Origin of the sequence: Micromonospora musae, assembly GCF_003626545.1 — a bacterium.
Classification (GTDB): domain Bacteria; phylum Actinomycetota; class Actinomycetes; order Mycobacteriales; family Micromonosporaceae; genus Micromonospora; species Micromonospora musae.
On the sequence record NZ_RAZS01000007.1, the window covers coordinates 102773 to 127703 of the forward strand.

Annotated in this window: 23 protein-coding genes and 1 pseudogene; 14 read left to right on the forward strand and 10 right to left on the reverse strand. The window is 73.0% G+C overall.

Going from position 1 to position 24931, the window contains the following annotated elements; translation table 11 throughout:
• Positions 1–79 precede the first annotated feature (79 nt).
• Positions 80–1147 carry a zinc-dependent metalloprotease gene (locus D7147_RS20440; RefSeq protein ID WP_120680097.1) on the forward strand — a complete coding sequence of 356 codons (1068 nt, stop codon included), beginning with the start codon at positions 80–82 and terminating at the stop codon, positions 1145–1147.
• Positions 1148–1157: 10 nt separating this feature from the next.
• Positions 1158–2141, forward strand: a complete 984-nt coding sequence (tilS, locus tag D7147_RS20445; protein ID WP_120680099.1) for a tRNA lysidine(34) synthetase TilS — start codon at positions 1158–1160, stop codon at positions 2139–2141.
• Positions 2142–2233: 92 nt separating this feature from the next.
• On the opposite strand, the gene D7147_RS20450 is transcribed toward tilS, so the two are convergent.
• Positions 2234–3196 carry a GlxA family transcriptional regulator gene (locus D7147_RS20450; protein WP_120680101.1) on the reverse strand — a complete coding sequence of 321 codons (963 nt, stop codon included), beginning with the start codon at positions 3194–3196 and terminating at the stop codon, positions 2234–2236.
• Positions 3197–3296: 100 nt separating this feature from the next.
• Here D7147_RS20450 and D7147_RS32150 point away from each other — a divergent pair, with 100 nt between their 5' ends.
• From D7147_RS32150 to folE, 4 genes are all read left to right on the forward strand, one after another.
• Positions 3297–3485 (forward strand): hypothetical protein, encoded by a 189-nt coding sequence (locus tag D7147_RS32150; protein ID WP_147434681.1) that lies wholly within the window; start codon positions 3297–3299, stop codon positions 3483–3485.
• Between the two features lie 101 nt (positions 3486–3586).
• Positions 3587–4162 carry a hypoxanthine phosphoribosyltransferase gene (gene hpt, locus D7147_RS20455; RefSeq protein WP_120680103.1) on the forward strand — a complete coding sequence of 192 codons (576 nt, stop codon included), beginning with the start codon at positions 3587–3589 and terminating at the stop codon, positions 4160–4162.
• A 531-nt stretch (positions 4163–4693) separates the two neighbouring features.
• Positions 4694–6709 carry an ATP-dependent zinc metalloprotease FtsH gene (gene ftsH / locus D7147_RS20460; RefSeq protein ID WP_120680105.1) on the forward strand — a complete coding sequence of 672 codons (2016 nt, stop codon included), beginning with the start codon at positions 4694–4696 and terminating at the stop codon, positions 6707–6709.
• 38 nt (positions 6710–6747) lie between these two features.
• Complete coding sequence (folE, locus tag D7147_RS20465; RefSeq protein WP_120680107.1) at positions 6748–7413, forward strand: GTP cyclohydrolase I FolE; 666 nt, start codon at positions 6748–6750, stop codon at positions 7411–7413.
• A 69-nt stretch (positions 7414–7482) separates the two neighbouring features.
• On the opposite strand, the gene D7147_RS20470 is transcribed toward folE, so the two are convergent.
• A complete protein-coding gene (locus D7147_RS20470) occupies positions 7483–8247 on the reverse strand; it encodes a hypothetical protein (RefSeq protein ID WP_233563258.1) in 765 nt (254 codons plus the stop codon).
• The gene (locus tag D7147_RS20475) at positions 8244–10868 is read right to left on the reverse strand and encodes an FtsK/SpoIIIE domain-containing protein (RefSeq protein ID WP_120680109.1); all 2625 of its coding nucleotides are present in this window, start codon (positions 10866–10868) and stop codon (positions 8244–8246) included. The genes D7147_RS20470 and D7147_RS20475 overlap by 4 nt, the downstream gene beginning before the upstream one ends.
• 193 nt (positions 10869–11061) lie before the next feature.
• On the opposite strand from D7147_RS20475, the gene D7147_RS20480 reads away from it, so the two are divergent.
• Entirely contained in the window at positions 11062–11616 is a 555-nt protein-coding gene (locus D7147_RS20480; protein ID WP_120680111.1) for a hypothetical protein, read from the forward strand.
• Position 11617: 1 nt separating this feature from the next.
• Here D7147_RS20480 and D7147_RS20485 read toward each other — a convergent pair whose 3' ends face one another.
• The 7 genes and pseudogenes from D7147_RS20485 to D7147_RS20515 all read right to left on the reverse strand — a co-directional run bounded on the left by D7147_RS20485 (position 11618) and on the right by D7147_RS20515 (position 19973).
• The gene (locus D7147_RS20485) at positions 11618–12217 is read right to left on the reverse strand and encodes a hypothetical protein (RefSeq protein ID WP_120680113.1); all 600 of its coding nucleotides are present in this window, start codon (positions 12215–12217) and stop codon (positions 11618–11620) included.
• 13 nt (positions 12218–12230) lie between these two features.
• Positions 12231–13400 (reverse strand): M23 family metallopeptidase, encoded by a 1170-nt coding sequence (locus D7147_RS20490; protein ID WP_120680115.1) that lies wholly within the window; start codon positions 13398–13400, stop codon positions 12231–12233.
• Positions 13397–13954, reverse strand: coding sequence for a hypothetical protein (locus D7147_RS20495; RefSeq protein WP_120680117.1), 558 nt, complete (start codon positions 13952–13954; stop codon positions 13397–13399). Before D7147_RS20495 ends, D7147_RS20490 begins: the two co-directional genes overlap by 4 nt.
• Positions 13951–15891, reverse strand: a complete 1941-nt coding sequence (locus tag D7147_RS20500; protein ID WP_120680119.1) for an MraY family glycosyltransferase — start codon at positions 15889–15891, stop codon at positions 13951–13953. Before D7147_RS20500 ends, D7147_RS20495 begins: the two co-directional genes overlap by 4 nt.
• Before the next feature lies 1 nt (position 15892).
• Positions 15893–18958: pseudogene (locus D7147_RS20505) on the reverse strand (ATP-binding protein); the annotation flags it as partial.
• Between the two features lie 325 nt (positions 18959–19283).
• Entirely contained in the window at positions 19284–19646 is a 363-nt protein-coding gene (locus tag D7147_RS20510; RefSeq protein WP_120680123.1) for a hypothetical protein, read from the reverse strand.
• 12 nt (positions 19647–19658) lie between these two features.
• Positions 19659–19973 (reverse strand): hypothetical protein, encoded by a 315-nt coding sequence (locus tag D7147_RS20515; RefSeq protein WP_120680125.1) that lies wholly within the window; start codon positions 19971–19973, stop codon positions 19659–19661.
• 355 nt (positions 19974–20328) lie between these two features.
• On the opposite strand from D7147_RS20515, the gene folP reads away from it, so the two are divergent.
• From folP to D7147_RS20550, 7 genes are all read left to right on the forward strand, one after another.
• Entirely contained in the window at positions 20329–21219 is an 891-nt protein-coding gene (gene folP, locus D7147_RS20520) for a dihydropteroate synthase (RefSeq protein WP_120680127.1), read from the forward strand.
• On the forward strand, positions 21216–21581 hold the full coding sequence (folB, locus tag D7147_RS20525) for a dihydroneopterin aldolase (RefSeq protein WP_120680129.1): 366 nt from the start codon (positions 21216–21218) through the stop codon (positions 21579–21581). The genes folP and folB overlap by 4 nt, the downstream gene beginning before the upstream one ends.
• The gene (folK, locus tag D7147_RS20530; RefSeq protein WP_120680131.1) at positions 21578–22105 is read left to right on the forward strand and encodes a 2-amino-4-hydroxy-6-hydroxymethyldihydropteridine diphosphokinase; all 528 of its coding nucleotides are present in this window, start codon (positions 21578–21580) and stop codon (positions 22103–22105) included. Before folB ends, folK begins: the two co-directional genes overlap by 4 nt.
• A 19-nt stretch (positions 22106–22124) precedes the next feature.
• Entirely contained in the window at positions 22125–22664 is a 540-nt protein-coding gene (locus tag D7147_RS20535) for a DUF3180 domain-containing protein (RefSeq protein ID WP_120680133.1), read from the forward strand.
• Between the two features lie 142 nt (positions 22665–22806).
• Positions 22807–24012: an ABC transporter permease gene (locus D7147_RS20540; RefSeq protein WP_120680135.1), complete on the forward strand. Its 1206-nt coding sequence runs from the start codon at positions 22807–22809 to the stop codon at positions 24010–24012.
• Between the two features lie 54 nt (positions 24013–24066).
• On the forward strand, positions 24067–24375 hold the full coding sequence (locus D7147_RS20545; RefSeq protein ID WP_120680617.1) for a hypothetical protein: 309 nt from the start codon (positions 24067–24069) through the stop codon (positions 24373–24375).
• A 55-nt stretch (positions 24376–24430) separates the two neighbouring features.
• Entirely contained in the window at positions 24431–24931 is a 501-nt protein-coding gene (locus D7147_RS20550; RefSeq protein ID WP_120680137.1) for a hypothetical protein, read from the forward strand.

Consider the following 24931-nt stretch of genomic DNA (forward strand, 5'->3'; position numbering starts at 1 on the left):
GGCGGGTGGGGCGTGGCGCCTCCCGGCCGGCCCACCGCAGGCCCGGTTCGGGGTGTTCCCACCCGGGTACGGTGGGTGCATGGCGCAGTTCGTGGACTGGGATCTCGCCGCCGCCACCGCGGGGGCGCTCGGCAAGTCGGGTCCCCGGGTGTCGTACGCCGAGGCCACCGAGGTCGTCGGTGACCTGCGGCGACTCACCGAGGAAGCGGCCCGGCACGTGGCCGACTACACCGGTCTGCGGGCGCAGGTGAGCCATCCGCCCGTCCGGGTGGTCGACCGGCGGGACTGGGCCGCCGCCAACATCGCCGGGCTGCGTGAGGTGCTCGGCCCGCTGGTCGGGCGGCTCGGTGGCGACAAGAAGCCGGGTGTCCTCACCGAGGCGATCGGCTCCCGCCTGACCGGGGTGCAGGCGGGCACCGTGCTCGCGTACCTCTCCGGCCGGGTGCTCGGCCAGTACGAGGTCTTCTCCGGCGACCCGGGGCAACTGCTGCTGGTCGCGCCGAACATCGTCGAGGTGGAGCGGAAGCTCGGTGCCGACCCGCGCGACTTCCGGCTCTGGGTCTGCCTGCACGAGGTGACCCACCGGACCCAGTTCACCGCCGTGCCGTGGATGCGGGCCTACTTCCTCGGCGAGGTGCAGGCGTTCGTGGACGCGTCGTCCGGCGAGGATCACCTGGTCGATCGGCTGCGCCGCGGGGTGGGCACCCTCGCCGACGCCATCCGCGACCCGGAGAGCCGCACCAGCGTGCTGGATCTCGTCCAGACGCCGGGGCAGCGGGCCGTGCTGGACCGGCTCACCGCGCTGATGACGTTGCTCGAGGGGCACGCCGAGTTCGTGATGGACGGCGTCGGCCCCCAGGTCATTCCCAGCGTCGAACGGATCCGTGCCGCGTTCAACCGGCGGCGTGAGGCCGGCAACCCGCTGGAGAAGGCGATCCGCCGGCTGCTGGGCGTGGATGTCAAGATGCGCCAGTACGCCGAGGGCCGCAAGTTCGTGCACGGGGTGGTCGAGCGGGTCGGCATGGAGGGCTTCAACAAGGTCTTCGGCTCGCCGCTGACCCTGCCCCGGATCGACGAGCTGGGCGACCCGGACGCCTGGGTGGCCCGGGTGCACGGCCCCGCCGGTCCGCTGCCGTCGGCCGGCTGACGGCACGTCCGTGGCCGTACTCGCCCCGCCGGTGGCCGCGATCCGGGTGGCGGTGCGCCGCGCCCTGACCGGCCTGCCCGGGGAGGGGCCGGTGCTGGTGGCCTGTTCCGGTGGCGCCGACTCGCTGGCGCTCGCCGCCGCCACGGCGTTCGTCGCGCCGCGCCTCGGCCGCCGCGCCGGCCTGGTGACGGTCGACCACGGGCTGCAGGAGGGCTCCGCCGAGCGGGCCGCCGAGGTGGTGGCGTTCGCCGGCGAGCTGGGACTGGCCCCGGTGGAGCTGGTCCGGGTGGAGGTGGCCGGGCGTCACGGTGGCCCGGAGGCGGCCGCCCGGGAGGCCCGCTACGAGGCGCTGGGGGCCGCCGCCGCGCGGCACGGCGCCGCCGCGGTGCTCACCGGACACACCCGCGACGACCAGGCCGAGACCGTGCTGCTCGCGCTGGCCCGGGGCGCCGGCCCGCGGGGCCTGGCCGGGATGCCCGCCCGCCGGGACCTCGCCGGGGTGCCGCTGCTGCGCCCACTGCTCGGGATCACTCGTGCGCAGACCCTGGCGGCCTGCGTCGTGCTCGGCCTGAAGCCGTGGGTCGACCCGCACAACAGCGACCCCGCGTACTCCCGGGCACGGGTGCGCTCCGACGTGCTGCCCGCGCTGGTCCGCGCGCTGGGGCCGGCGGTGCTGGACGGGCTGGCCCGGACCGCCGGGCTGGTCGCTGAGGACAATGCCGCGCTCGACGACCTCGCCGAGGCGGCCCTGGCGACCGCCCGTGATCCGGCGGGCGGCCTTGCCGTGCCGGCGCTCGCCGCGCTCGCTCCCGCCGTACGCAGCCGGGTGCTGCACGCCTGGGCCAGGGAGCTGGGCGCCCCGCCGAGCGCGCTCTCCCACCGTCACGTGGCGGCGCTGAACGCGCTGGTCACGGCGTGGCGGGGACAGGGCCCCGCGCACCTGCCGGGCGGCCTGCGCGTCCTTCGCCGCGCCGATCGCCTCCTGCTCGCCTGAGGCGCCGGAGGGCACCTCCTGGGCCGGGGCTGGGCGAAGACCCCGACCGTACGCTCGCGTAACACCCCGGTGGTGGTGCCGGGCCCGGTCGGTCAGCCGACGTGGGCGCGGTCGCGGAAGGTGCTGCGGTAGCTCTGCGGCGTGGCGCCGACCCGGCGGGTGAAGTGGTGGCGCAGTGTTGCGGCGTCGCCGAAGCCGGCCCGGTCCGCGACCGCCTCGACGCTGAGCCCGGTCTCCTCCAGCAGCCGGCGGGCCAGCAGCACCCGCTGGTTGGTCACCCAGTCGTGCGGAGTGGTGCCGGTCTCGGCCCGGAACCGGCGGGCGAACGTCCGGGGCGCCATGCCGGCCCGCGCCGCCAGCTCGTCGACGGTGACGGGGCGTTCGAGGTGCCCCATCAGCCACTCCAGGACCGGTTCCAGGGTCGGCGCCTCCGGCGCCCGGGGGATCGGTGCCTCGATGTACTGGGCCTGGCCGCCGTCGCGGTGCGGCGGCACCACCATCCGGCGGGCCAGCCGGGTGGCGGTGGCCGAGCCGTGCTCCTGGCGGACCAGGTGCAGGCAGGCGTCGATGCCGGCGGCGGTGCCGGCGCTGGTGAGCAGCCGACCGTCGGCGACGTAGAGGGAGTTGCACTGGACCCGTGCCGTCGGGTGCAGCCGTTGCAGGTCGTCGACGTACCGCCAGTGGGTGGTGCAGTCGCGGCCGTCGAGCAGCCCGGCCGCGCCCAGCAGGAAGGCGCCCGAGCAGACGCTGAGCAGGTGTGCGCCGCGGGCCTCGGCCCGGCGCAGCGCTTCCAGCACCGGTTCGGGGACGGTGGCGCACCGGTCGTGCGCGGGGACCGCGACCAGGTCCGCCTCCTCCAGTGGGGCGAGGTCGGCGTGCGGGACGAGCTGGAATCCGGCGGAGGTGCGTACCGGCGCGCCGTCCGGGCTGCAGACGTCGAAGCGGTAGGCGGGAAATCCGTCGGCCGTCCGGTCGGTGCCGAAGACCTCCGCGAGCACGCCGAGCTCGAACGGGGCGACCTGGTCGAGGGCGAGTACGGCAACCGATCGGAGCATGTGACGAGGGTAACCCGACTGCTGGCAGTAAATCGATGATCAGTGGCATTCCTGCCACTGTCGGCTCCTGGGTCGAGGTCGCACACTGGGCTCAGATCCGATGCGCATCGGCGGCGAAACCAATATCAACCATTCGAAAGTGGGCGCCGTCATGGAGTTCCTCGTCCTCGTACTGTTCCTGGCCGTCCTCGCCGTCGCCGCGGCGACCGGCGTCACCGCCGACAGCCGCGACTCCGCCGACTGGAAACCGACCGACGCCGGTCGTCGCTCGCCGTCCCGTACCTGCTGATGCCCCTTGGTGTGATTCGACCGGAAAATCCCGGGCGGGACCGCGCCAAAAGGGGCGGCCCCGCCGACGGGGGCCGGTCGGCGTACGGCAGGCTAGGAGCCATGGCAGACGGCTCCTGGTACGACGCCGACATCGACCACGTGATCATTTCCGAGGCGCAGATCCGCGAGAAGACCGCGGAGCTGGCCAAGCAGGTCGCAGCGGACCACGCCCACGTCGAGGACGGGCTCCTGCTGGTCTGCGTGCTCAAGGGCGCGGTCATGTTCATGGCCGACTTCGCCCGGGCGCTGGGCCGCCACGGCCCGCCCGCCGAGCTCGAGTTCATGGCCGTCTCGTCGTACGGGCAGGGCACCACCTCCTCCGGCGTCGTCCGCATCCTCAAGGACCTCGACCGGGACATCGCCGGCCGGCACGTGATCGTCGTCGAGGACATCGTCGACTCCGGCCTCACCCTCTCCTGGCTGCTGCGTTACCTGGAGTCCCGTTCGGCGGCGAGCGTCGAGGTCGTCGCGCTGTTCCGCAAGCCGGACGCGGTCAAGGTCCAGGTGCCGGTCAAGTACGTGGGCTTCGACATCCCGACCGAGTTCGTCGTCGGCTACGGGCTGGACTTCGGCGAGCGGTACCGGGAACTGCCCTACGTCGGCGTGCTGAAGCCCGAGGTCTACGCCCGTTCCTGAACCCTCCTCGCATCGACGCTGACCCGCCGTCGAGGAGGAGAGCCCGCCGGGTACGCGCCGTGGCCGCGCCGGCGCTCCGGCGGACGGCGGGCAGAGACCGAAGAGGGCTCGCTCGTCAAGCGGACGTTCAGCGGATTCTCAGCTCTTCGGACTACCGTGGACGTCGGTGGCGTGGAGGCACCTCCGCGCCCGGCCCCTCGACCGCGTGACCGGGTGTTTGTGGGTGGCCGGGAGTGGACTCCTCGCCACGCCGGTCTCCGCCCGGTCCCGTCGTACGGGATGGCGCGGGCTGGCGGGCCCGACCCACGGGACGTGCCGTCGATGTCCGGCGTGCGTCGAGTGCGGGGCTCGCAAGCTCACTCCGTGCGCACACGGTGTACCGTCGAATGACCGCGGCGCGGCAATTTGTCGCTCCTCGGCGGTCGAGGCCGGCCCGCAGGGCGGCTCCGGCAGCCGCTCCGGCGGCGACACCAATCAGACGGTCAGGACGTCGATCAGGAGGATGCGGGCGCTCAGGCACCCGACAACAGCATGGAACGTACGCGTTTCTTCCGCCGACCGGTGGTCTGGATCATCCTGGTCATCCTCGGCGCCGTTGTTCTCAGTCAGTTGTTCACCTCGGGACCCAGCTACCACCGGGTGGACACTTCCGTTGCGCTGGACCAGCTCCACACAAGCAAGATCGATAGCGCGGTCTTCCAGGACAAGGAGCAGACGCTCCAGCTCAAGCTCGCCCAGAAGACCAAGTTCGGCGACACCACCACCGACCGGATCGAGGCCCAGTTCCCCTACGAGGTGGGCGGCCGGGTCTGGCAGGAGGTGCTCGACGCCAAGGCGGCCAACCGGATCACCGGCCCCGCCGACACGAAGGTGTCGTCCGACAGCATCTGGGTGAGCCTGCTGGTGAACCTGCTCCCCATCGTGCTGCTCGTGCTTCTGCTGCTCTTCTTCATGTCGCAGATGCAGGGCGGCGGCTCCCGGGTGCTCAACTTCGGCAAGTCCAAGGCCAAGATGATCACCAAGGACACGCCGAAGACCACCTTCGCGGACGTCGCAGGCGCCGACGAGGCGGTGGAGGAGCTCCACGAGATCAAGGACTTCCTCCAGAACCCGGCCAAGTACCAGGCCCTGGGCGCCAAGATCCCGAAGGGCGTGCTGCTCTTCGGCCCGCCCGGTACCGGTAAGACGCTGCTGGCCCGCGCGGTCGCCGGCGAGGCCGGGGTGCCCTTCTACTCCATCTCCGGCTCCGACTTCGTCGAGATGTTCGTCGGTGTCGGTGCGAGCCGGGTCCGTGACCTCTTCGAGCAGGCCAAGGCGAACGCTCCGGCGATCGTCTTCGTCGACGAGATCGACGCCGTCGGCCGGCACCGTGGCGCCGGCATGGGCGGTGGCCACGACGAGCGGGAGCAGACCCTCAACCAGCTGCTGGTCGAGATGGACGGCTTCGACACCAAGGGCGGCGTCATCCTGATCGCCGCCACGAACCGGCCGGACATCCTGGACCCGGCGCTGCTGCGCCCGGGCCGCTTCGACCGGCAGATCCCGGTGGACGCGCCGGACATGGAGGGCCGCAAGGCCATCCTGCGGGTGCACGCCAAGGGCAAGCCGTTCACGCCCGACGTCGACCTCGACTCGGTGGCCCGGCGTACTCCGGGCTTCAGCGGCGCCGACCTGGCCAACGTGATCAACGAGTCGGCTCTGCTCACCGCCCGTAAGGACCAGCGGGCGATCAGCAACGACTCCCTGGAGGAGTCGATCGACCGGGTGATCGCCGGTCCGCAGCGCCGGACCCGGGTGATGAGCGACCAGGAGAAGAAGATCACCGCGTACCACGAGGGTGGCCACGCGCTGGTCGCCTGGGCGCTGCCGCACGCCGCGCCGGTGCACAAGGTGACGATCCTGTCCCGCGGTCGCTCGCTGGGCCACACCCTGGTGCTGCCCACGGAGGACAAGTACACCCAGACCCGGGCCGAGATGATCGACACCCTGGCGTACGCGCTGGGCGGCCGGGCCGCGGAGGAGCTGGTCTTCCACGAGCCCACCACCGGTGCCGGCAACGACATCGAGAAGGCCACCCAGCTGGCCCGGGCGATGATCACCCAGTACGGCATGAGCTCCAAGCTCGGTGCGATCAAGTACGGCACCAGCGGCGACGAGCCGTTCCTCGGCCGCAACATGGGCCACGAGCGGGACTACTCGGACGCGGTGGCCGCCGAGATCGACGGCGAGATGCGGGCGCTCATCGAACTGGCGCACGACGAGGCCTGGGAGATCCTGGTCGACTACCGGGACGTCCTGGACAACATCGTGCTCGAGCTGATGGAGAAGGAGACCCTCTCCACCGCCGACATGGCCCGGATCTGCGCCCGGGTGGTCAAGCGACCGCCGCTCGCGCCGTACAACGGCTTCGGCAAGCGCCAGCCCTCCACCGAGCCGCCGGTACTCACCCCGGCGGAGAAGGAGGCGCTCAAGGCGCAGGCCCAGGCCGACGGCGCCCAGGCGGGGGTCGGCGGCAACGCCTCGAACAACTCGGACGGTACGCACTGAGCACCACGGACCCGGCGGCCAGCCCCGAACCTCGGGGGCTGGCCGCCTCCGCGACTGAGCCCGACGGCGACGACATGCTGGACTACATCGCCGCGCGGCTGATCAACGGGAAGCTGACCGGTGGCCCGGTCGAGGAGAGCGTCGACCTGGCCCGGATCGAGAAGGCGGTCCGCGAGATCCTGATCGCGGTCGGCGAGGACCCCGATCGCGACGGGCTCCGGCAGACCCCGGCCCGGGTGGCCCGGGCCTACGCCGAGCTCTTCGCCGGCCTGCGCGTCGACCCGGCCCAGGTGCTCAGCACCGCCTTCGAGGCCAACCACCAGGAACTGGTGATCGTCCGGGACATCGACGTCATGAGCCTCTGCGAGCACCACCTGCTGCCGTTCCGCGGCAGCGCCCACATCGGCTACATTCCCGGCCCGGACGGGCGGATCACCGGGCTCTCCAAGCTGGCCCGGCTGGTCGAGGTCTACGCCCGCCGACCGCAGGTGCAGGAGCGGCTCACCACGCAGGTCGCCGACCTGCTGATGGCGAAGCTCGCGCCCAGAGGCGTGATCGTCGTCCTCGAGTGCGAGCACATGTGCATGGCGATGCGTGGCATCCAGAAGTCCGGCGCCAAGACGATCACGTCGGCGGTGCGTGGCACGCTCCAGAACGACGCGAAGTCCCGCTCCGAGGCGATGGCCCTGATCCTGCCCCGCTGACCCGACGAACCACCCGGCCGGCCGACCCGCACCCAGGGCGGCCGGCCGTTTCCGTACCCGCCCGCGTACTCAGCCGGCCAGCATGGCGAGCAGCAGGCCCGCCGTGACCAGCACCGCCGGCACCAGGCAGACCAGCGCGCCGAACCGCGACGTACGGTCCACCCGGCCGGCGCCCGTCGACCGGAAGAGCCGCCCGACGCCGATCCACCCGGCCACGAAAGCCACCGCCGGCATCGGCAAGCCACAGATCAGGGCGGCGACGGTCGCCGCACCGGCACCGGTCGCGACGTACACCACCACCTGGATCAGCGGCACCACCAGCGCGAGCGGGCCGTAAACCAGCAGGTTGCGCGACCGGGCGGCCCAGCCCGCGGGGCGGAGCGGACGTCGCGTCACCAGCAGCCCCTCCGCCGCGTCGACCCGTTCCCGGGCGGTCCGCAGCCCGGTCAGCACGGCCGCCGGCCCGCCCGTCATCGAGCGGGTCTCCTCGGTCAGCTCCGGCGGCGACGGCACCAGCGAGATCTGCGGTACGCCGCGCTCCCGCAACCGGGTCTGCTGCGCGGCCAGCCCGGTACGGACCTCCGCCAACTCCTCCCGGGCCGCCTGCACCGAGCGGGCCTGCTCACCGGCGGCGGCCGCGGCCGATCGGCGTACCCCGTCCAGCTTGCGAGCCGCCGCCAGGTAGTCCTGCCAGGCGTCCAACGCGGCGTCAGCCGGGGCCGCCGCGTCGGCGATCTTCTCCTGCTGCTCAGCGGTGCGCTGGCGGCCCGGGCCGGCCGGGTTCTGCCCCTCGTCCCGCGTGACCGTGGCCGTCTTCCGCCCGTTGCGGCTCATGCCCTCGGCTCCTCTTCGGCGAACGGCACCAGGACCAGGCCCTGCTCGTCCGGCCCGTCCCAGAGCACCGCCCGGCCCGGGCGTGGACGCCACTCCACCGGACGGTGGAAGACGCTGGCGAGCTGGGCACCCGGCACGCCCACCGCCACGACGGCCGCCAGCTTGTCGACGGCATCCTCCGGCCCGAGCAGAGCGGCGAACGGCGGCACCACCCGCCACCAGCCGAGCAGGTGCCGACCGGCCGGTGGACCCTCCCGGAGCAGCGTTCGCATCAGCTCGACCGGTAGCTCCTCGGCGTCCGCCCGGCCCGCGCCGAAGACCACCAGGTACGTCGGACCGCCGGCCGGTGCGGTCTCCTCCGTGTCGTCCGCTTCCGTGGCGTCTGCGGCGGACCCGGCGGCGGTGGCGACGTCGAGCAGGCCGGCGACGTCGACGGTCGTGGCCGGATGCTCGGCGGCCAGCTCGGCGGTGAGCGCCTCGGCCAGCGGCCGGCAGGCCGGATCTGCGGCGGCGACGACGAACCGGGCCGTGCCCGGCCGGTGGTGAGCGGCGGTGCTCCGGACCGCGGTGGCCAGCAGGAGGGCCGCCTCCGGGCCGGGCCCGAGGACGGCGAGGTTGCGCCCCGCCGCCGGACCGAGCGGTACGACCACAGTCGACCGGGCCACATCCACCGCCCGACCCAGCAGGGCGGCCGGCGCGTGCGCCTCGCCCCCGACCGCCGCCCGGTAGCGGGGGTCGTTGCGCAGCAGCGGCCGGGCGTACCCGGCGAACACCACCGGCGGCGCGGAACCCTCCGGCCGGGCCGTCCAGAGCTCGTGCCGCAGCCGCTCCACCGTCTCCGGTTCGTTCTGCGGATCCGAATACCGGATCAACCGCTCGTGGCCGCGCACCGCTCCCCGAGGGCCACCGAGCCCGCCCGCCGTGTTCACCACCGCGCTGCCCACCGGGAGGCCGGCCGCCGAATCGTTAGTGGGTTCCAGGACCGCCCCACCACCCGGCAAGGCCACCCGGACCGGGAACTGCCCGAGCAGCGAGTCCCGGTGACCGGCGTCCGACCGCCCCGGCAACCCCAGATCCCCGGCTCCGGCCAGCACCAGGTGGACGCCGTACGCCCGACCCGAGCGGGCGAGAGCTTCGAGATGGGCCGCGAGGTCCGCGCCGAGCCGGTCCCGCTCGGCGAAGAGCAGCGCCACGTTCTCGACCACGCAGACGATGCGGGGTAGCGCGGTGTGCTGGCGCAGCTCGGCGAAGCGCTGCCCGCCCACCCGGCGACCTGCCTCCTCGCGGCGGCGCACCTCGGTCGCCAACTGCACGAACAGGTCCCGCACGTACTCGCGGTCGGCGGTCATCGCGGCCGCCCGGACCTGCGGGATCCAGGACCGGTCCCGCTCCGTCTGGAGGAACTCCACGAAGGACTCCCCGTCGGCCAGGTCCACGAGGTAGAGCGCCAGCTCCTCCGGGCCGTACCGGGCGCACAGGCCGAGCAGGGCGTTGGTCAGGAACGCCGACCGGTCGCCGTCGGAGCGGCCACTGACCAGCCAGTGCGGAGTCAGCTCGGTGAACCCGAGCGGCACCGGCCGCCCGCCGGCGTCACCCACCGTGGTCGTCATCCCATCGACCGAGTCCGCTGACCAGAGCACATCGCCGGTGAGCGGCAGCACGTTGGCGAGCGACAACCGGGAACCCGCCTCGACCTCGGCGGCGAGCCGCCGGCAGACCGTGTCCACCAGTTCGGCCGGCGGATCCGGCTCGACGAGGACCGGTGAGTTCAGCCCGTGCGGCGGATCCACGCCGGGACTCGTGAACGAGGTGCCGGGCGGGTCGCCGAGCAGCGCGTACGCGTTGCGCAGCGCGAGCGTCGTCGCCCGGGGCAGCGGCGGGCGGTTCGCGTACGGGCCCGCGCCCGCCCAACCGGCGACCACCAGGTGCAGCCCGGCAGCCGGTCCCTGCTCGGCCAGCGCCTCGATCCGGGCCAGGTCGTTCGGCGCGGTCAACTCCGGAAGGGCGGCTATCACCAGCAGCAGGGTCCGGTCGTGCCGGCGTCGCCCGCTGGCACCCGGAGTCACCCACTGTTCGGCCTCGGTCAACACCGCCCGCAGACCCGGCAGGTCCGACGCCGGTGGCGGGAGCAGGCCGGCGTCGGCCAGCGGGGCGAACGGCGCCAGGGCAGCGCCGGTGGCGTCCACCGCGCGGACCAGCAGCGCGCCGGGTGGCGTCGCCCCGACCGAACGCAGCAGGACGGCGCGGAGCAGACCCGCGACGCGAGCGTCCCGTACGTCGGTGTCGATGCTGAGGTGACCGGTGCCGACCAGCGGCACCAGGGCGGGGAAGCGCGCGTCGTCCAGCGGTGCCGCGGTGCCGACCCGGACGAAGGACGGCGGGCCCTCACCGGGCGGCGTGTCGGCGGCGAGCGTCTCCAGGGCAGCGCCCGCCCAGCCGGGAGCCATCGACGCGGCCACCGTGCGGAGGTGGTTGGCCAGCTCGTACTGCCGGCGCTGATCGGCCGGAGCGGGCCGGATCTCGTCGAGGATGCTCGCGGCCGCCGTCGCGGTGGCGGCAGCCTGGCGGTGCAGTGCGGCGGCGCGATTCGTGCGTGCCTTCGGACCGGCCACCGTGTCCACCCCCTCTGTTCGAGGCTGGCAACCTCCCGAGCAGAGACGGTATCCCAGGTGGTGCCCCTTCCCTCGGAGGTGGGGCGGCGGCGCGAAGGTGTCGTCCGTCATCTCACCGGAGGCGAGCACTCCATCACGATCCGCCGAAAATTGAGGCATTGGGTACGCGGCCTTCGACCGATAGCCTCAGGACGTGGAATCAGTGCAGCCCCCCGCCGGTTCCCAGGTATCCCGCGTACCGGCGCAGCGGCCCCCCTCCGAGCAGCTGCCACCTGTCCCGGTCGCCCCGGCGCCGGAGCGTCCCCGCCGCCCGCTCCGTACCGTCCTCACGGTGGTCGCGGGGGTGCTCGCACTGCTCTGCGTAGGCGCTGGGATCACCGGCTACGTGCTCTACGACCGCGCCACCACTCCGGACCGAAGCGCCCCCGACGTCGTCGTGGACAACTATCTCCGCGCGTTCCTCGTTGACCGCAACGACGTGCGCGCGGAGCAGTTCACCTGCGGGAATGGTCACCCTCAACAGCTCCAGGCGTTGCGGGATGATCTGATGGCGCGCCAAGAGAGGTTCGGGGTGCCGATCACCGTGAGCTGGGGACGCCTCGACGTTCAGCAGCAGGATGACCAGGCGCTCGTCGGGGTTACATTGATCATATCGGCGGCCGTGGGGGGGACCGCCCAAAGCGATCGGCAGCCTTGGCAGGTGAGCACCCAGTTGGGCGACGACTGGCGTGTTTGCGGTGCTAGCCCGGTCGGTTGACTTATTCGATCCAGAGCAGGTGCACCGGTACTTCCAGGGTGGTGGGCGCCTGCCCTCGCCAGGCCCAGCGGTACCACTCCGCCTCGGGCGTGACACGTACGCAGATGTCCCCGTCGGCTCCGGAGTACGTCTCGGTGACCGCGCGTAGGTCGCGCTGTTCGGTCGAGTCGACGACGTGGACCACACGCCGTCCGACCACCGAGTCGGCGTCGATGACCGGGAGCGGCGGCCGGTGACTCGGGCCGTCCAGCGAGACGAGTCGAAGGCCGGGATCACGCCCGGCTGGACCTTCGAGGGGTGCCCCGATCGTCTCGACCCAGACCCGCTCCACCGGCATCAGGGGGGCGAAGACCTCCACCTGGTCGGTCTCGGCGCGGTACCACTCGTGTTCCGGGATGACCGGCACGTACGTCCGGCTGCTCTGCACCACCCGGTCGTCCGCCCTGAGGTCGCCGCGCCAGCCGAGCCCGGGCAGGCCGACCCGCACCCGCTGGCCGCGTAGCCCGACCCGGGCGGTCGCGGGCACGATCTCGACGGGGCGGGGTGGGCGCGGTGCCCAGTCCGGGCGGTCCGCGAACGGATCGGGCAGTGGCTCGTTCATACCGGCCAGGGTTTCACTTTCCCGCCTTGAGGGGCGCGCCCCGCGACCGCATGAACGGCACCGGGTCGGTCGCGCCCCGGCTGCTCCGGTCGCCGTCCTCGTGCACCTCGAAGTGCAGGTGCGGACCGGAGGAGTTTCCGCTGCTGCCGACCTTGCCGATGACCTCACCGGCGGCGACGCGCTGCCCCTCCTGCACCTGGGGTCTGGTCACCATGTGGCAGTAGCGGGTGATGATCCCGCCGGAGTGCAGGATGTCGACGAACCATCCGCAGCCGCCCTTTCCGGGGTAGCCGTCCACGTCGCAGCTCTCCCGCCCGCTGTTGTCGGGGTCGCACTTCGACACCAGCACCCGACCGGACGCCGCGGAGTGGATCGCCGTGCCCTTCCCGGCGGCGATGTCGACGCCGTCGTGCCCGGGCCGTTGGCTGGTGCGGTAACCGGAGCCGACCCGGCCGGCGATGGGGGCGGTCCAGCCCGAGGCCGCGACCTCCTTGCCGGAGGCCGCGTCGCACACCTCACGGCCCGACACGAGCGCGGTCCGCGCCGCGCCGCCGGCGAGCGCGTCGACGATCTGGGCGGCCACCGTCTCGTGCTTCGCATAGGCGTCGGGGAACGCGCTCACCTGCACCCGCTGCGCGGCCACCGTGAGCGGAAGCTGCTCCCAGCCTCGGATAGCGACGAGCTTCTCGTAGAACTTCTTCGCCGCGTACTCCGGGGTCATCCGCTGCCGCGCACTGCCCCAGGAGGCCCGCTGCTGGAACAGCCCGACCGAGTCGTGGTCGGCGCCGACGCCCTCGTTCGGCAGGTCCCGGGAGTCCCGGACGGTCCGGTTCGCCAGGTTCCGCAAGCCGGACTCCTGCATGGCGGTCGCCACCGCGACGACCCAGCCGCGCGGCGGCACCTTCATCTGCTGTCCGGTGCCGATGATCCGGGCCGCGTTGCGGAGCTGGCTGTCGCCGTAGTCGGCCATCCGCGGCATCTTCCCGCTCACGTTGACCTGGAAGTCTCCGGTGCACTCGACGCTCATCGGCGTCATCTGCTCGGCGGAGCCCCCACCGAGCTCGGTGAGGAAGAAGGCGGCCGTCCCGCCGGTGCAGCAGAGGAGCGCCAGCGCCACGGTGGACGCTGCGGCGAACGCACGCAGCGGCAGCCGCCGACGTCGGGGAGGCTTCTCGTCGTTCATCCCTGCTCCCAGTCCACCGCGTCGACCAGCCACTCGCCGTCCGGTGCCACCAGCTCCAGCCGGAGCCGGCCGGTGTCCATCGGCACCAGCACCTCGACGAAGGTCTCGGTTCTGGGCCGCAGGGTGGCCTCGTCGGTCGCCTCGTGAGCCGGCACCGTCTCAGGCGCCGCTTCGGCCATCTTCGCGATGAGCGCGGGCGTCGACAGCTGTCGCATGCCTTCGCGCCACTCGGTGGCGGTCATTCCCGGCTTCCCGAGCCAAGCCGTCACGAAGCGGTCGGCGGTCTGCTCCGGCTTCAGCGCACCCGGTCGGGTGACCGGGTCGCGTGGCTCCTCGCCGGCGATCAGCCCGTCGTCGCCCGCGTGCGGGTCGACAGTGGTTATCGGTTCGGTGGGCCGGTTACTCAGCCCGAGGGACGGATCGATCGGCCCCGACAGCAGCCGGGCCGCGCCGATGATGCCGAACACGACCACCGCGAGGGCGAGGGCGATCCCGATCCGGGACCGCAGCACCCGGGTGAAGAGGAATTCGAGCGCCCGTCGCACCGCGATCACCTGGCCTCGGTGCGGATCCGCGGTGCGCTTCGCTCGGGCACGCTCTCCCCGGATCCGGGCCGGTAGACGACGTACGAGGGGCGTTCCTCCGGCACGTCCGGCGCCGTCCAGGTGCCCGGCTGGCCGCGTCTGGGTCGCGGCGCGGCCGGTCGAGCCGCCGGGTTCTCCTCGATCGTCGGCGCGCCCTCGGTCCGTTCACGGCCGTCGGAGCGCTGCCGGTCGCCGCGGTCCGGCGCGGTGTGCACTGGGTCCTCGTGCCGGGCCTCCGGCCGAAGCCTCGTCTGCTCCGCCACCACCGCTTTTCGGCGTCCCATGGTGGGCTCGGCCGTGCCGCCGGGTTCGGCCGGGTCGAGCCGCGCGGCGGTCCGCATGTCGCGGAAGAACCGGCGGTGCCACGATCCGGCCGAGCCGACCGCCTCGCTGCTGTCCTTGCCACCGAGCTGGGTGATCCGGCGGTACGGACGCAGCAGCAACCAGCCGACCACGCCGCAGAGCCAGACCAGCACCACCTGGAGCCAGCCGGGAAGGCTCGGCGTGCTCATGATCAGATCAACCGCGAAGAGGTAGACGGCGGCCCCGGTGCCGAAGATGGCGATGTTGAAGATGGCGGCCACCACGGCGTTCCCGAGCCGGCGCAGGCCGGCGCTGGCCGGCCTGAGTAGACCGATGGTGCCGAGGATCGGCGCGGCGATCACGGCCCACCGGAAGATGAGGAAGCCGAGCAGCACCAGCAGCGATGCCGTCAGGTCGAACATGGCGAAGAGCAGCGACGCGAGCACCGCGATGAAACCGGCGCCCACCCGGTCCATGTCTCGGACCCCCTGGAGGTACTCGTACGCCTCCGGGTCCTCGATTCTTATCTGCTCCGCCACCTGGGCCCACTGCCGCTGTTTTGCTTGGATGGTGGCGGTACGCGTTGCCGGGTTAGCGCGAAGCTTCTCCGCTTCCTCCCAGGAGAGGGACTTCGCGTCGTAAAGGGCCCGACCGTACTTCTTCGCAGTCTCGCTGTCGGCCGAGCCCAGAACACCGCGCAGCCAGTTGCGGTAGAGCATGGCCTCGGTCGCGGTGTCACTGGCGCGCACCGCGGGGGGTCGCTTCTCGACACATGCGTCCGGGTTCGGCACAGCGCATCTGTCCGGAGGCGTGCCCCTGGACGCGGGGCCGAGGGCGTCGTGCACCACGCCGAGGCCGGTGATCAGAGTGCTGTCGGCGACGTTTGCCGACTTCACCGGCCAGGCAGCGAGGGCCGTCACGGCCACCATCACGAACAACGCCCAACCCGCCGTGGTCATGGCGTTGCTCATGTCGGATTGACGCGACCGCCAGAGCAGGTAGAGCCCGACCACACAGAGCGTGACGATGCCGAAGACGCTGAACACCTTCTGGTAGATCGCCTTGGTCGCCTGGTCCACCAGCGGGTCGGCCCAACTCCACATCGACCGCGGGTCCCAGGCCCGCTCGCGCAGCGCGTTGGACGCGCCCATGATCGCAGTGGCGACCATGAACTCGCCGTTGGCGATGGTGTTGCTGAACTTGTAGTCCGGGTGGAGCACGGTAGAGACGCAGCCGTCGTCGATCCGGTACGTCGTGTAGCTGTAACCGGCGTAGCCGTAGTCGGTGTAGAAGCCCTTCGGGCCGGGCTGTTTCGAGGCGTCGGGTCGTGAGGCGAACCAGCCGGCCAGGCCGGAATCGGGCGCAGTCGGCGTCGGAGACTTCCAACAATTGACTTGCCCCTCGACGGAATTCCCTAGCCGCTGGACGCAGGCGCGGAAGTCCGCCTGCCACTCCTGAGTCGTGCAGAGGTCGGCCTGCGACTGCGCGACCACCGGGGCGGCGGACGCCGGAGACGCCCCGATCAACGGCCAGGCGATCGTGGCTCCGGCCAGCAGGCCGAGCGCGAGCAGGAACGCCGTGATCCTTGCTCGGGCCCTCGCCATGTCACGCCTCCAGATCCGGCAGGGGGACGCTCGGCAGCACCCCGGCCGCTGCGGCGACCGCTGCGGGCGTGGTGTCGAGGTGTTCCAGCAGTCGGTCGACGTACGAGACGTCCACCCGGACCTTCTGCACCCGCCCGTCGACGTCCCGCATGACGAACTCGCGGAAGCCCAGTCGGGTGGACGATGTGGCGTCGGCGGTGGAGAGCGAGGCGAGGGTGGCCTCGTAGCCGTCGTTGACCGGTACCCGTAGCAGCCGCAGCGCCTCCGAGGCGATCTCGTTGTCCTCGGCGATCCGGCCGACGAAGACGGTCGAGACGAGGTTCTGCACGTCGAGACCGAGAATGTCGCGCGGGTTCTGGGAGGCGACCAGCGCGGCCAGGTTCCACTTGCGGGAGTCGCGGGCGAGCCGTACCAGGAAGGAGCGGCCGGAGCGCCACCCCTCCATGAAGTGCGCCTCGTCCAGGCCGACGAGCTTCCGGGACGACATCGACCCGCCGTAGCAGCGGCGTACGGCGAGCCGGTGCGCGGTGTGCAGCATCGGCAGGGCGAGCGCCTCCTCGGCCGACCAGTACTCGCGCTCGATCTTCAGGTCGGGCAGGCGCAGGCCGGCCATGGTGATCACGGTGAGCGCGGCGTCCGGACCGAGCATGCCCTCGGGCGGCCGGCCGAAGAAGAGCATCGCCAGCGGCATCTCGGCGGTGTCCAGCAGGAGGTTGGCGAGTTCCCGGCCGGTGTCGTCGTCGAGTTGGCCGAGCACGGTCACCACGTCGTCCAGGGTGGACGTCTCCTCGGCCGGCACCTGGCGTACCGCGTGCCGGAACAGCGTGGCGGTCGACGCCTCGCGGGCGACCTGCGGCGGCACCAGCATCATGCAGATGTCCTGGACGAGCATCCGCCGCTCGGCCCGCGCGTTGGAGACCGCGATCTCGTACTCCCGGTCGCCGGCGGCGCCGGTGCCGAACTCGCTGCGCCGGGGCGTCGGGATGAGCGCGTACGGGGCGAGGGTGCCGTGCTCGGAGCCGGTGAGGTTGAGCACCCGGGAGTACGGGGCCAGCTCCGGCATGCTGCAGAGCCGGGCGAGCGGGCCGGACGGGTCGAGCAGCGTGACCTGGACACCCCGCCGGGCGGAGAGGTAACCGAGCGCACCGAGCAGGGTCGACTTGCCACCGCCCGGCTCGGCCACGAAGACGGCGAGGCCGGAGCGTTCGCGTACCTCCATGGGGTAGTGCAGGTCCAGGAAGACGGGCCGCCGGCAGGTGCCCGCGGTGCGACCGATCAGGTCGCCGCGCCGGTCGCCGACGGTCGACGCGGCCTGCGGCAGCGCGGCGGCGAGCAGTGGCACCGGCATCCGGCGGACGTAGCCGGTGTTGGCGATCGGCTCACCCGGAATGAACTCCCGGGCCAGCCAGTCCTGGTTCTTCGGGTGTTGCAGGGAGATGCGCAGCTCACGCGAGTAGAGCTGGATGAGCCGGCGGGCCCGTTCCATGCACTCCTCCCGGGTCCGGCCGCCGACCGCGAGGCGGTGCCAGCCGTGGGCGCGGGCCGAGTCGATGGGCAGGCCGGTCGTCATCTCGTCGCCGATCACAAGCGCCCGTTTGGCCAGCCGCTCCAGCTCCGGCGGGGCGTCGATGCCGTGTTCGGCGTAGTCGAGCTGCTGCGAGCGGATCATGCGCAGGCGGTGCTCGAGGTTGCGGAACGAGTCACCCGAGCCGAGGATGTCGACCCGGGTCGAGAGCTCCATCGGCCAGGGCAGCCGCTCGTGGAAGTGCAGCCAGGGCTCGTGCCGTTCGGGGATCTCGAGTGGCTCCATCCGCCCCACGGCCAGCACGGCGACGTGGCGCTCCTCGCCGGTCATCCGGTTGACCAGCTTCACCGTCGTGCCGTACGGGGTGCGGTAGCGCTCGATCTGCTCGGTGAGCGCGAGCAGGTCGCCGCGTTCCCACCGTCCGTTGGTCACCGGCGAGAGCGTCCCGGGCGGTGCCATGCAGAGCGCCACCGAGCGGTAGAGCAGCCACTCCAGCTCCTGCGCGGTCACCCGTCGCCCGCGCATGCCGAACGCGCCGAGCACCTCGTCGAACTGCTCGACGGTCCGGCCGAGGCGGCGGCGTTCGCCCTCGGCGACGCCCCGGCCGAAGGTCCGCAGCACCCGCTCGCTGAGCGAGTCGCCGAGCGACCGGCGGGCGAAGGTCACCCCGAGGTACGTCTGCCCCTCGGCGTGGTTGACCGACATCAGGTGCCGCTGCGCGGCCACGAGATGGTCGGCCCAGCTCGGTGTGCCGGGCACGTCGGGCAGCGGGGCGACGGTGTGCGTGTCGACGGTCCGGGCCCACTCGTCGGCCGGGAACGGCCGGGTGGTGCGGCGCAGGTGCAATCGGAAGCCGGCGAGGCCCGCGTACTGCTCGGCGATGGCGGCGAGCAGCGCCTCGCGCTCGGCGTCCGGCCGGAACGCCCAGCGGACCTCGGGCAGCCAGTACCAGGCGGTGACGGTGTTCGGGGTGAAGGTGAGGTGACCGGCGATCTCGGTGATGGCCAGCTCCACCGACGGGTCGCGGTCACCGAACTTGATCTTCGGTGGCTTCACCCGGGTCGGCTTGATCGGCTTGTCCCGCCGTTCCGGTGACCGCTGCCGTGGCGGTGCGACCTCGCGCCCGAGGTGTTCCGCCGGGCTCTCCGCGGGAGGGCGGGGCGCGGGAGTGGGTACCGGCGGGGCAGGTGGTATCTGCCGAGGCTGCTCGGCCACCGGCTCCGGTTCGACCACCGGCCGTCGGGCCGGCAACCGGTCGCCGGCCTGGTGCGGCACTCGCGTACGGGTGACCGGTTCGGGTGCCTCTCCGGTCACCCGGTCGCTGCGGGAGCGGGGCGCGGTGGTCGGCACCGGCTCCTGCCCGGCGCCGGAGGGCTGCGGCCGCGGCGGCGTGGCGGGGGCCGCCGGCGCCGGCTCGATCGCGGCCGGCTGCGGCGGGATCGGGGGGTGTTCCCGCTCGGGACGTCGCGCCGCCGTGAGTGGGCGGGCGGTACCGGGGCGGGGGGCGCCGAAGAGGTCGAGGAAGGGTGAGTCGATGTCGGGACTCTCCGCGCCGGTCGGCGACGGGCTCCGGGGCGGTGGTTGCTCCGCCGGGTTGGCTCGTCGGGTCACCGGGTCGCCGGGCGGGGTGCGCCGCGCCAGCGGGCGGGGTGCCCGGAAGACGCCCACCCCGCCGTGCCCGGGTGAGGTGGCCAGCGCCGGATCGAGGGCGTTCTCGTCCAGCTCCTCGGCCTCTGGGTAGTCGAGCGAACGCGCACGGTGACTACCCGGCGCGGCCGGACGGCCAGCCGGGGAACCCGGCGTGGAATTGCGACTCATGCGACCGCCTCACCCGCATCGTGTGACCGCCCCGTCGGCGTACGTCCGGTCATGCCAGTTCCTCCCGGATCCTGATCCCGCTGCCGACCAGGCGAGGGTCGCGCTGCTCGGCGGCGGGCTCCCGGGTGCGTCGCCAGTCCGTCAGCGCGGTGCGGATCACCACTCGCGCGGGCCGGTCCGGGTCGACGTACCGGAAGACGAACGACGTGCTCACGATGGCGAGCGCGATCTCCCAGGCGGGGAAGAGCTCGACCTGCAACGTGAACAGCCAGTGGATGAACATGTAGAGGGGGACGAGCAGCATGAAGAGCCCGTACTGGGCGTACGGGAGGTGGACGGGAAGGGTGTAGCCGGGCGGCCCGAGATAGACCAGGCGGGCCCGGTAGATGTCGTCGTCGGTGCGCAGCCGCATGTCGCCCGCGCCCTATTCGAAGATCAGGTCGATCAGGTAGTCGCCGACGAAGAAGAGTGTCGCCGCCCCGGCGATGAAGGCCAGGCCGACGATCGCGATGGCCGAGCTGGTCAGCACCTTGGAGATCTCGCCGCGACTGGCTCGGCCGATGAAGATGACGCCGAGGACGGCGAGCAGGATCGGCGCGATCTTGCTGGCGAAGAAGGTGACGACACTGTTCGTGTCGATGCCCTTCGGTTCCGGCTCGGCGAGTGGAGTCGACGCCAAGGCGGAGAGCGCGTGGGCGACGCCGGACGACGCCTGCTCCATGAGCTCGATGGCGATCACTGAAACCTCCCCAAAACGCGGCCGGCGGCGCCGCAGCGGTGCAGTTGGAAAGCCCACGGGTAAAAATGTCCAATTCGAGCGCAGCCAAGTTGCTCTGCGTTCGTTACTCACCACAGAGGGTGGCGAGTTTTGGGCGATTTGGTCCCGCTTCGGCCCTCCCTCCACGCTTCGCCATCTCGATGCTGGGCAATTCCACAGCGTACGGGCCGCCCCGGAATGCGACAAGCCGCGAAGAGGCTGCCCGATACGACCCGGACGACCGATCGTACACCTGTTCCAATGCGCATGTCAGGGCCGCTCTGTAGGCCCGCCCCGGGACGGTGGAGGCCCCACCGCCGACCGGTACGGTCTAGTCGTGACCGATCTGGTGCGGGCCCCGGCCCCCGTTGTGATGGGCGTCCTCAACGTCACGCCCGACTCCTTCTCCGACGGCGGACGGTACGCCGACCTCGACGCCGCCGTCGGACACGGCGTCCGACTGCACGGCGAAGGGGCGCACCTGATCGACGTGGGCGGCGAGTCCACCCGGCCCGGCGCCGAGCGGGTCGACCCGGAGACCGAGGCCGCCCGGGTGGTCCCCGTCATCCGCGAACTCTCCGCCGCGGGCGTGCCCGTCAGCATCGACACCACCCGGGCCCGCGTCGCCGAGGCGGCCCTGACCGCCGGGGCGGCCGTGGTCAACGACGTCTCCGGCGGGCTGGCCGATCCGGACATGGCCCGGGTGGTGCGGGACGCGGGCTGCCCGTGGGTGCTGATGCACTGGCGCGGGCACTCCCGGGGCATGCGCGAGCTGGCCCACTACACCGACGTGGTCACCGACGTCCGGGCCGAGCTGGCCCAGCGCGTCGACGCGGCGCTGCGGGCCGGGGTGGCCGCCGACCGGATCGTCGTCGACCCGGGGCTCGGCTTCGCCAAGACCGCCGAACACAACTGGCAGCTCAGCGCCCGCCTGCCCGAGCTGCTCGACCTCGGCTACCCGCTGCTCTTCGGGGCCAGCCGCAAGTCCTACCTCGGCCGGCTGCTCGCCACCGCGGACGGGACCCCACGCCCGCCCGACGACCGCGAGGCGGCCACCGTGGCCACCAGCGTGCTCGCCGTGGCGGCCGGCGCCTGGGGGGTGCGCGTGCACGACGTACGCGCCACCGTGGACGCGCTCGCCGTCTGGCGGGCCACCGGCGGTCCGCGCCTGGTCGCGCCGGTCGGCGCGACGACCGGGTCGGCCGGCGCGGGAGAGGGGCGTCGGTGACCGACCGGATCACGCTGACCGGCCTACGGGCCCGCGGCCGGCACGGGGTGTACGACTTCGAGCGCGAACAGGGGCAGGACTTCGTCGTCGACGTGGTGCTGGAGCTCGACCTCGGCCCCGCCGCGCGCTCGGACGACGTCGCCGACACCGTTCACTACGGCGAGCTGGCCGACCGGCTGGTCGCCGTCGTGACCGGCGACCCGGTCGATCTGATCGAGACGCTCGCCGACCGGCTGCTGGACGTGTGCCTGACCGACCCGCGGGTGGCGAGCGCGACCGTGACCGTGCACAAGCCGGAGGCGCCCGTGCCGCACACCTTCACCGACGTCGCCGTCACCATGACCCGTGGCCGTGCCCGGTGAGCCGCGCGGTCCTCTCCCTCGGCAGCAATCTCGGCGATCGCCTCGCCCACCTGCGCTGCGCCGTCGCCGGCTTCGGCGACGCGGTCCGCCTGGTCTCCGACGTGTACGAGACTCCACCGTGGGGGGACCCGGACCAGCCCGCGTACCTGAACGCGGTGCTGCTCGCCGAGGACCCGACCGCCGGCCCGTACGACTGGCTGGAGCGGGCCCGGGCCGCGGAGCGCGCCGCCGGGCGGGTCCGCGACCCGCGACGGCGCTTCGGGCCGCGCACCCTCGACGTCGACGTCATCGCGGTCCGGCGCGACGACGACGAGCCGGTCTTCAGCGACGACCCCGAGCTGACCCTGCCGCACCCCCGCGCCCACCTGAGGGCGTTCGTCCTGCGGCCGTGGATCGACATTCAGCCGGACGGTGAGCTGCCCGGCCACGGCCGGCTCACCGAGCTGCTGGAGACCGGCGCCGCCGCCGCCGACGCGCCGGAAGTGCGCCCGCGCCCGGATCTGGAGTTAGAGTCGACGGCATGACCCAGCGGAGCCGGCCGGCATGACGCAGGCGCAGTCCCCGCAGCCGGGCGGGACGGGACCGGACCGCTCGCGGATGGGCCCGACCCGGATCTCCACCCTCGTGGTGGCCGGGCTGGCCGCCGCCGCGGCGGCCTGGTTGCTGATCAGCACCTTCTACTACAGCGGCATCCCCCAGCTGCCGTGGCTGCCGGTGGTCACGCTCGCCGTGCTCGCCGTGCTCGAGGGGTACGCCGCCGTCAACACCCGGGGCCGCATCGAGCGCCGACCGGGCCGGGAGCCGGTCAACGCGCTGATGGTGGCCCGGTTCGTGGTGCTGGCCAAGGCGTCGTCGCTGGCCGGCGCCATCTTCGCCGGCTTCTACGCCGGGCTGACCGGGTGGCTCTTCGTCGAGTCCACCCGCGCCGCCACCGAGGACCGTGCCCCGGCGGTCGGCGGGCTGATCGCCTCGCTGGCCCTGGTCGCCGCCGCGCTCTGGCTGGAGCGCTCCTGCCGGGTGCCGGAACGGCCCGAGGACGAGCGGGAGCCCGACGACCGGGAGAGCCGCCCCGGCCAACGCTGAGCCCAGCCACCGCCCTCCCGTGACGGCTGGGGGGTTACGTGCGGCTCACCACGCGGGTACGGTGCCTCCGACCGGACAGCAATGGCCGCCGCCGGTCCGCCCGCACGTCGGACCGGACGACCGGCCAGGGGGAGGCGGCGTCATGGGGTACGACGAACCGGGCCGGGAAGCGCCCGTCGAGCCCTCGTCCGGAGTGCCCGCCGCCGTGCTGGACAACGTCTTCGACGACCCGTTCCACGGTGAGCCCGGTCGGGACCGCGTCGGCGTTCACATCGGCTGGGAGATCGTCCTGCTGATCGGGCTGGCCGCCGTCGTCTGGCTGCTCTGGCAAGAGGACCCGGCCGTGCTGCGTGCCACCGCGCTGCAGTCGCTGCTGGTCGACGTGGCCGCCCTCGGACTGCTCGTCCTCGCCGCCGGGCTGAGCCTGCGTACCGCCGCGGTGAACCTCGCCATCGGGCCGGTCGCGGTCGCCGCCGGGCTGCACTTCGCCGAGCAGAGCGACCGGGGCGTGCTGGCCGCCATGGCCCCGGCCGCCGTGGTCGCCGCGATCGCCGGCCTGCTCCTCGGGCTGGCCGTGGTGGTGCTGCACGTGCCGGGCTGGGCGGCGAGCCTCGCCGGGGCGGCGGGCGTCATCGTGTACATCGAGCAGCGCTCCACGCCGGTGCTGGTGCAGGGTGAGTACGACCCGCGCCGGCACGCGTACTACCTCGTCGCCGGCTTCGCCGCGGTGGCCGTCCTCGGCGGCCTCTTCGGCGCGATCCGGCCGGTCCGTCGGCTCGTCGGCCGGTTCCGTCCGGTGGCGGATCCGGCGCGCCGCCGCGGGGCGGTCGCCGCGGTCGTCACCGCTGGCGCGTTGATCGGCTCGACCCTGCTGGCCATGCTGGCCGGTGTCCTCGTCGCCGCCAACGACGCCGCACCGGTGGCCCCCACCACCGGCCTGGACTGGACGGTGCTCGCCGTCGGCGTGGCGCTGCTCGGCGGCACCAGCGCGTACGGCCGCCGTGGCGGGATCTTCGGCACCGTCTTCGCGGTCGGGCTGGTCAGCGCGTTCCTCGCCTATGTCGACGCGCGCGACTGGACGGTGAGCCGGTGGGCGGTCGGCGGCGCGGCCCTGGGGATCGGGCTGCTCGTCACCCGGCTCATCGAGCGGTACGGGCGTCCCGGATCGCCCACCGTGCAGACGCCGGAGCCGCCCGCCGACGGCACGATCAGCTCGGGTTGGACGGTGCCCGGGCCGGTGGAGGACTGGCCGCCGGTCCTGCCGACACCGGCCGCGGACGCGCCGCTGGACCCGTGGCGGTCGCCCCGCTGGGAGAGCGAACCGCGCCGCTGGGACGACGCCCGCTGAGCTGGGGCCATGTCCGACGAGCCGGAGGTGATCTCGGCGGTTAGGCTCGGCGGCATGAGCGAGACACCTGCCACCCCCACCGGCGGTCACACCTTCGCGGAGTTGGACGCACTCCCCACCGAGGAGCTGCGGGAGCGGGCGTTCGCGCTCGCCCGGGAGCGGGTCGACGTCGGCTTCTTCTGGTCGGTGCTGCGTCACCTGCCGAACGCGGACGAGGCGGCCGCGCTGGACGGCGCCCCGAACTCCGTCGGGCCGATCATCGACGAGGCCGCCGCGCTCCTGCGGGAGCTCTCCGGCCACGACTACGAGGAGACGGCCCCGCTGCTGCGGGCCGCCTTCATCGACTACCTGATGAAGCACTGACGCGACAGGTACTCGGAGATCCGCCCGCCTCCGCGGGCCGGGAACGGACAACATCATGGCGCTCACCAACCGGACCGGCGCGGTCAGCCGGTACGGCACGGCCGCCGGCACCGGCGCGCTCGCCGCGCTCGTGCTCGTGGCCGTGGCCGGCAGCCCGGCGTACACCGGCTGGGCCGGGAACCACACCGATCCGAACTCGGCGGCCGGCTGGTACCTGCGGCTGCTCGCCTGGCCGGCCTGGCGGATCCACGACGGCGACCAGGGCGGCGGGGTGTTCGCCGCCGACCTGCGGGCCATCCTGCTGGTGATCCTCGCGGCGGCGCTGCTCTACGTGCTGCCGGCCTCGCAGGTGGCCCGGGTGCCGGGCGGGTTCAGCCAGTTCTTCTCCGGCTGGGCGGCGTTCGTGCTGGCCGGCGGCCTCGCCGGGCTGCTGGCGGTCCTCCTCGGGCCGGGGCCGTCGATGCTCGGCGCGTTGCAGGCCGCCGGTGAGGGGGCCAGCTACGGATTCCTCAGCGGCTGGGTCATCGGCGTGGCCAGCCTCGGCGGCCGCGCCTGA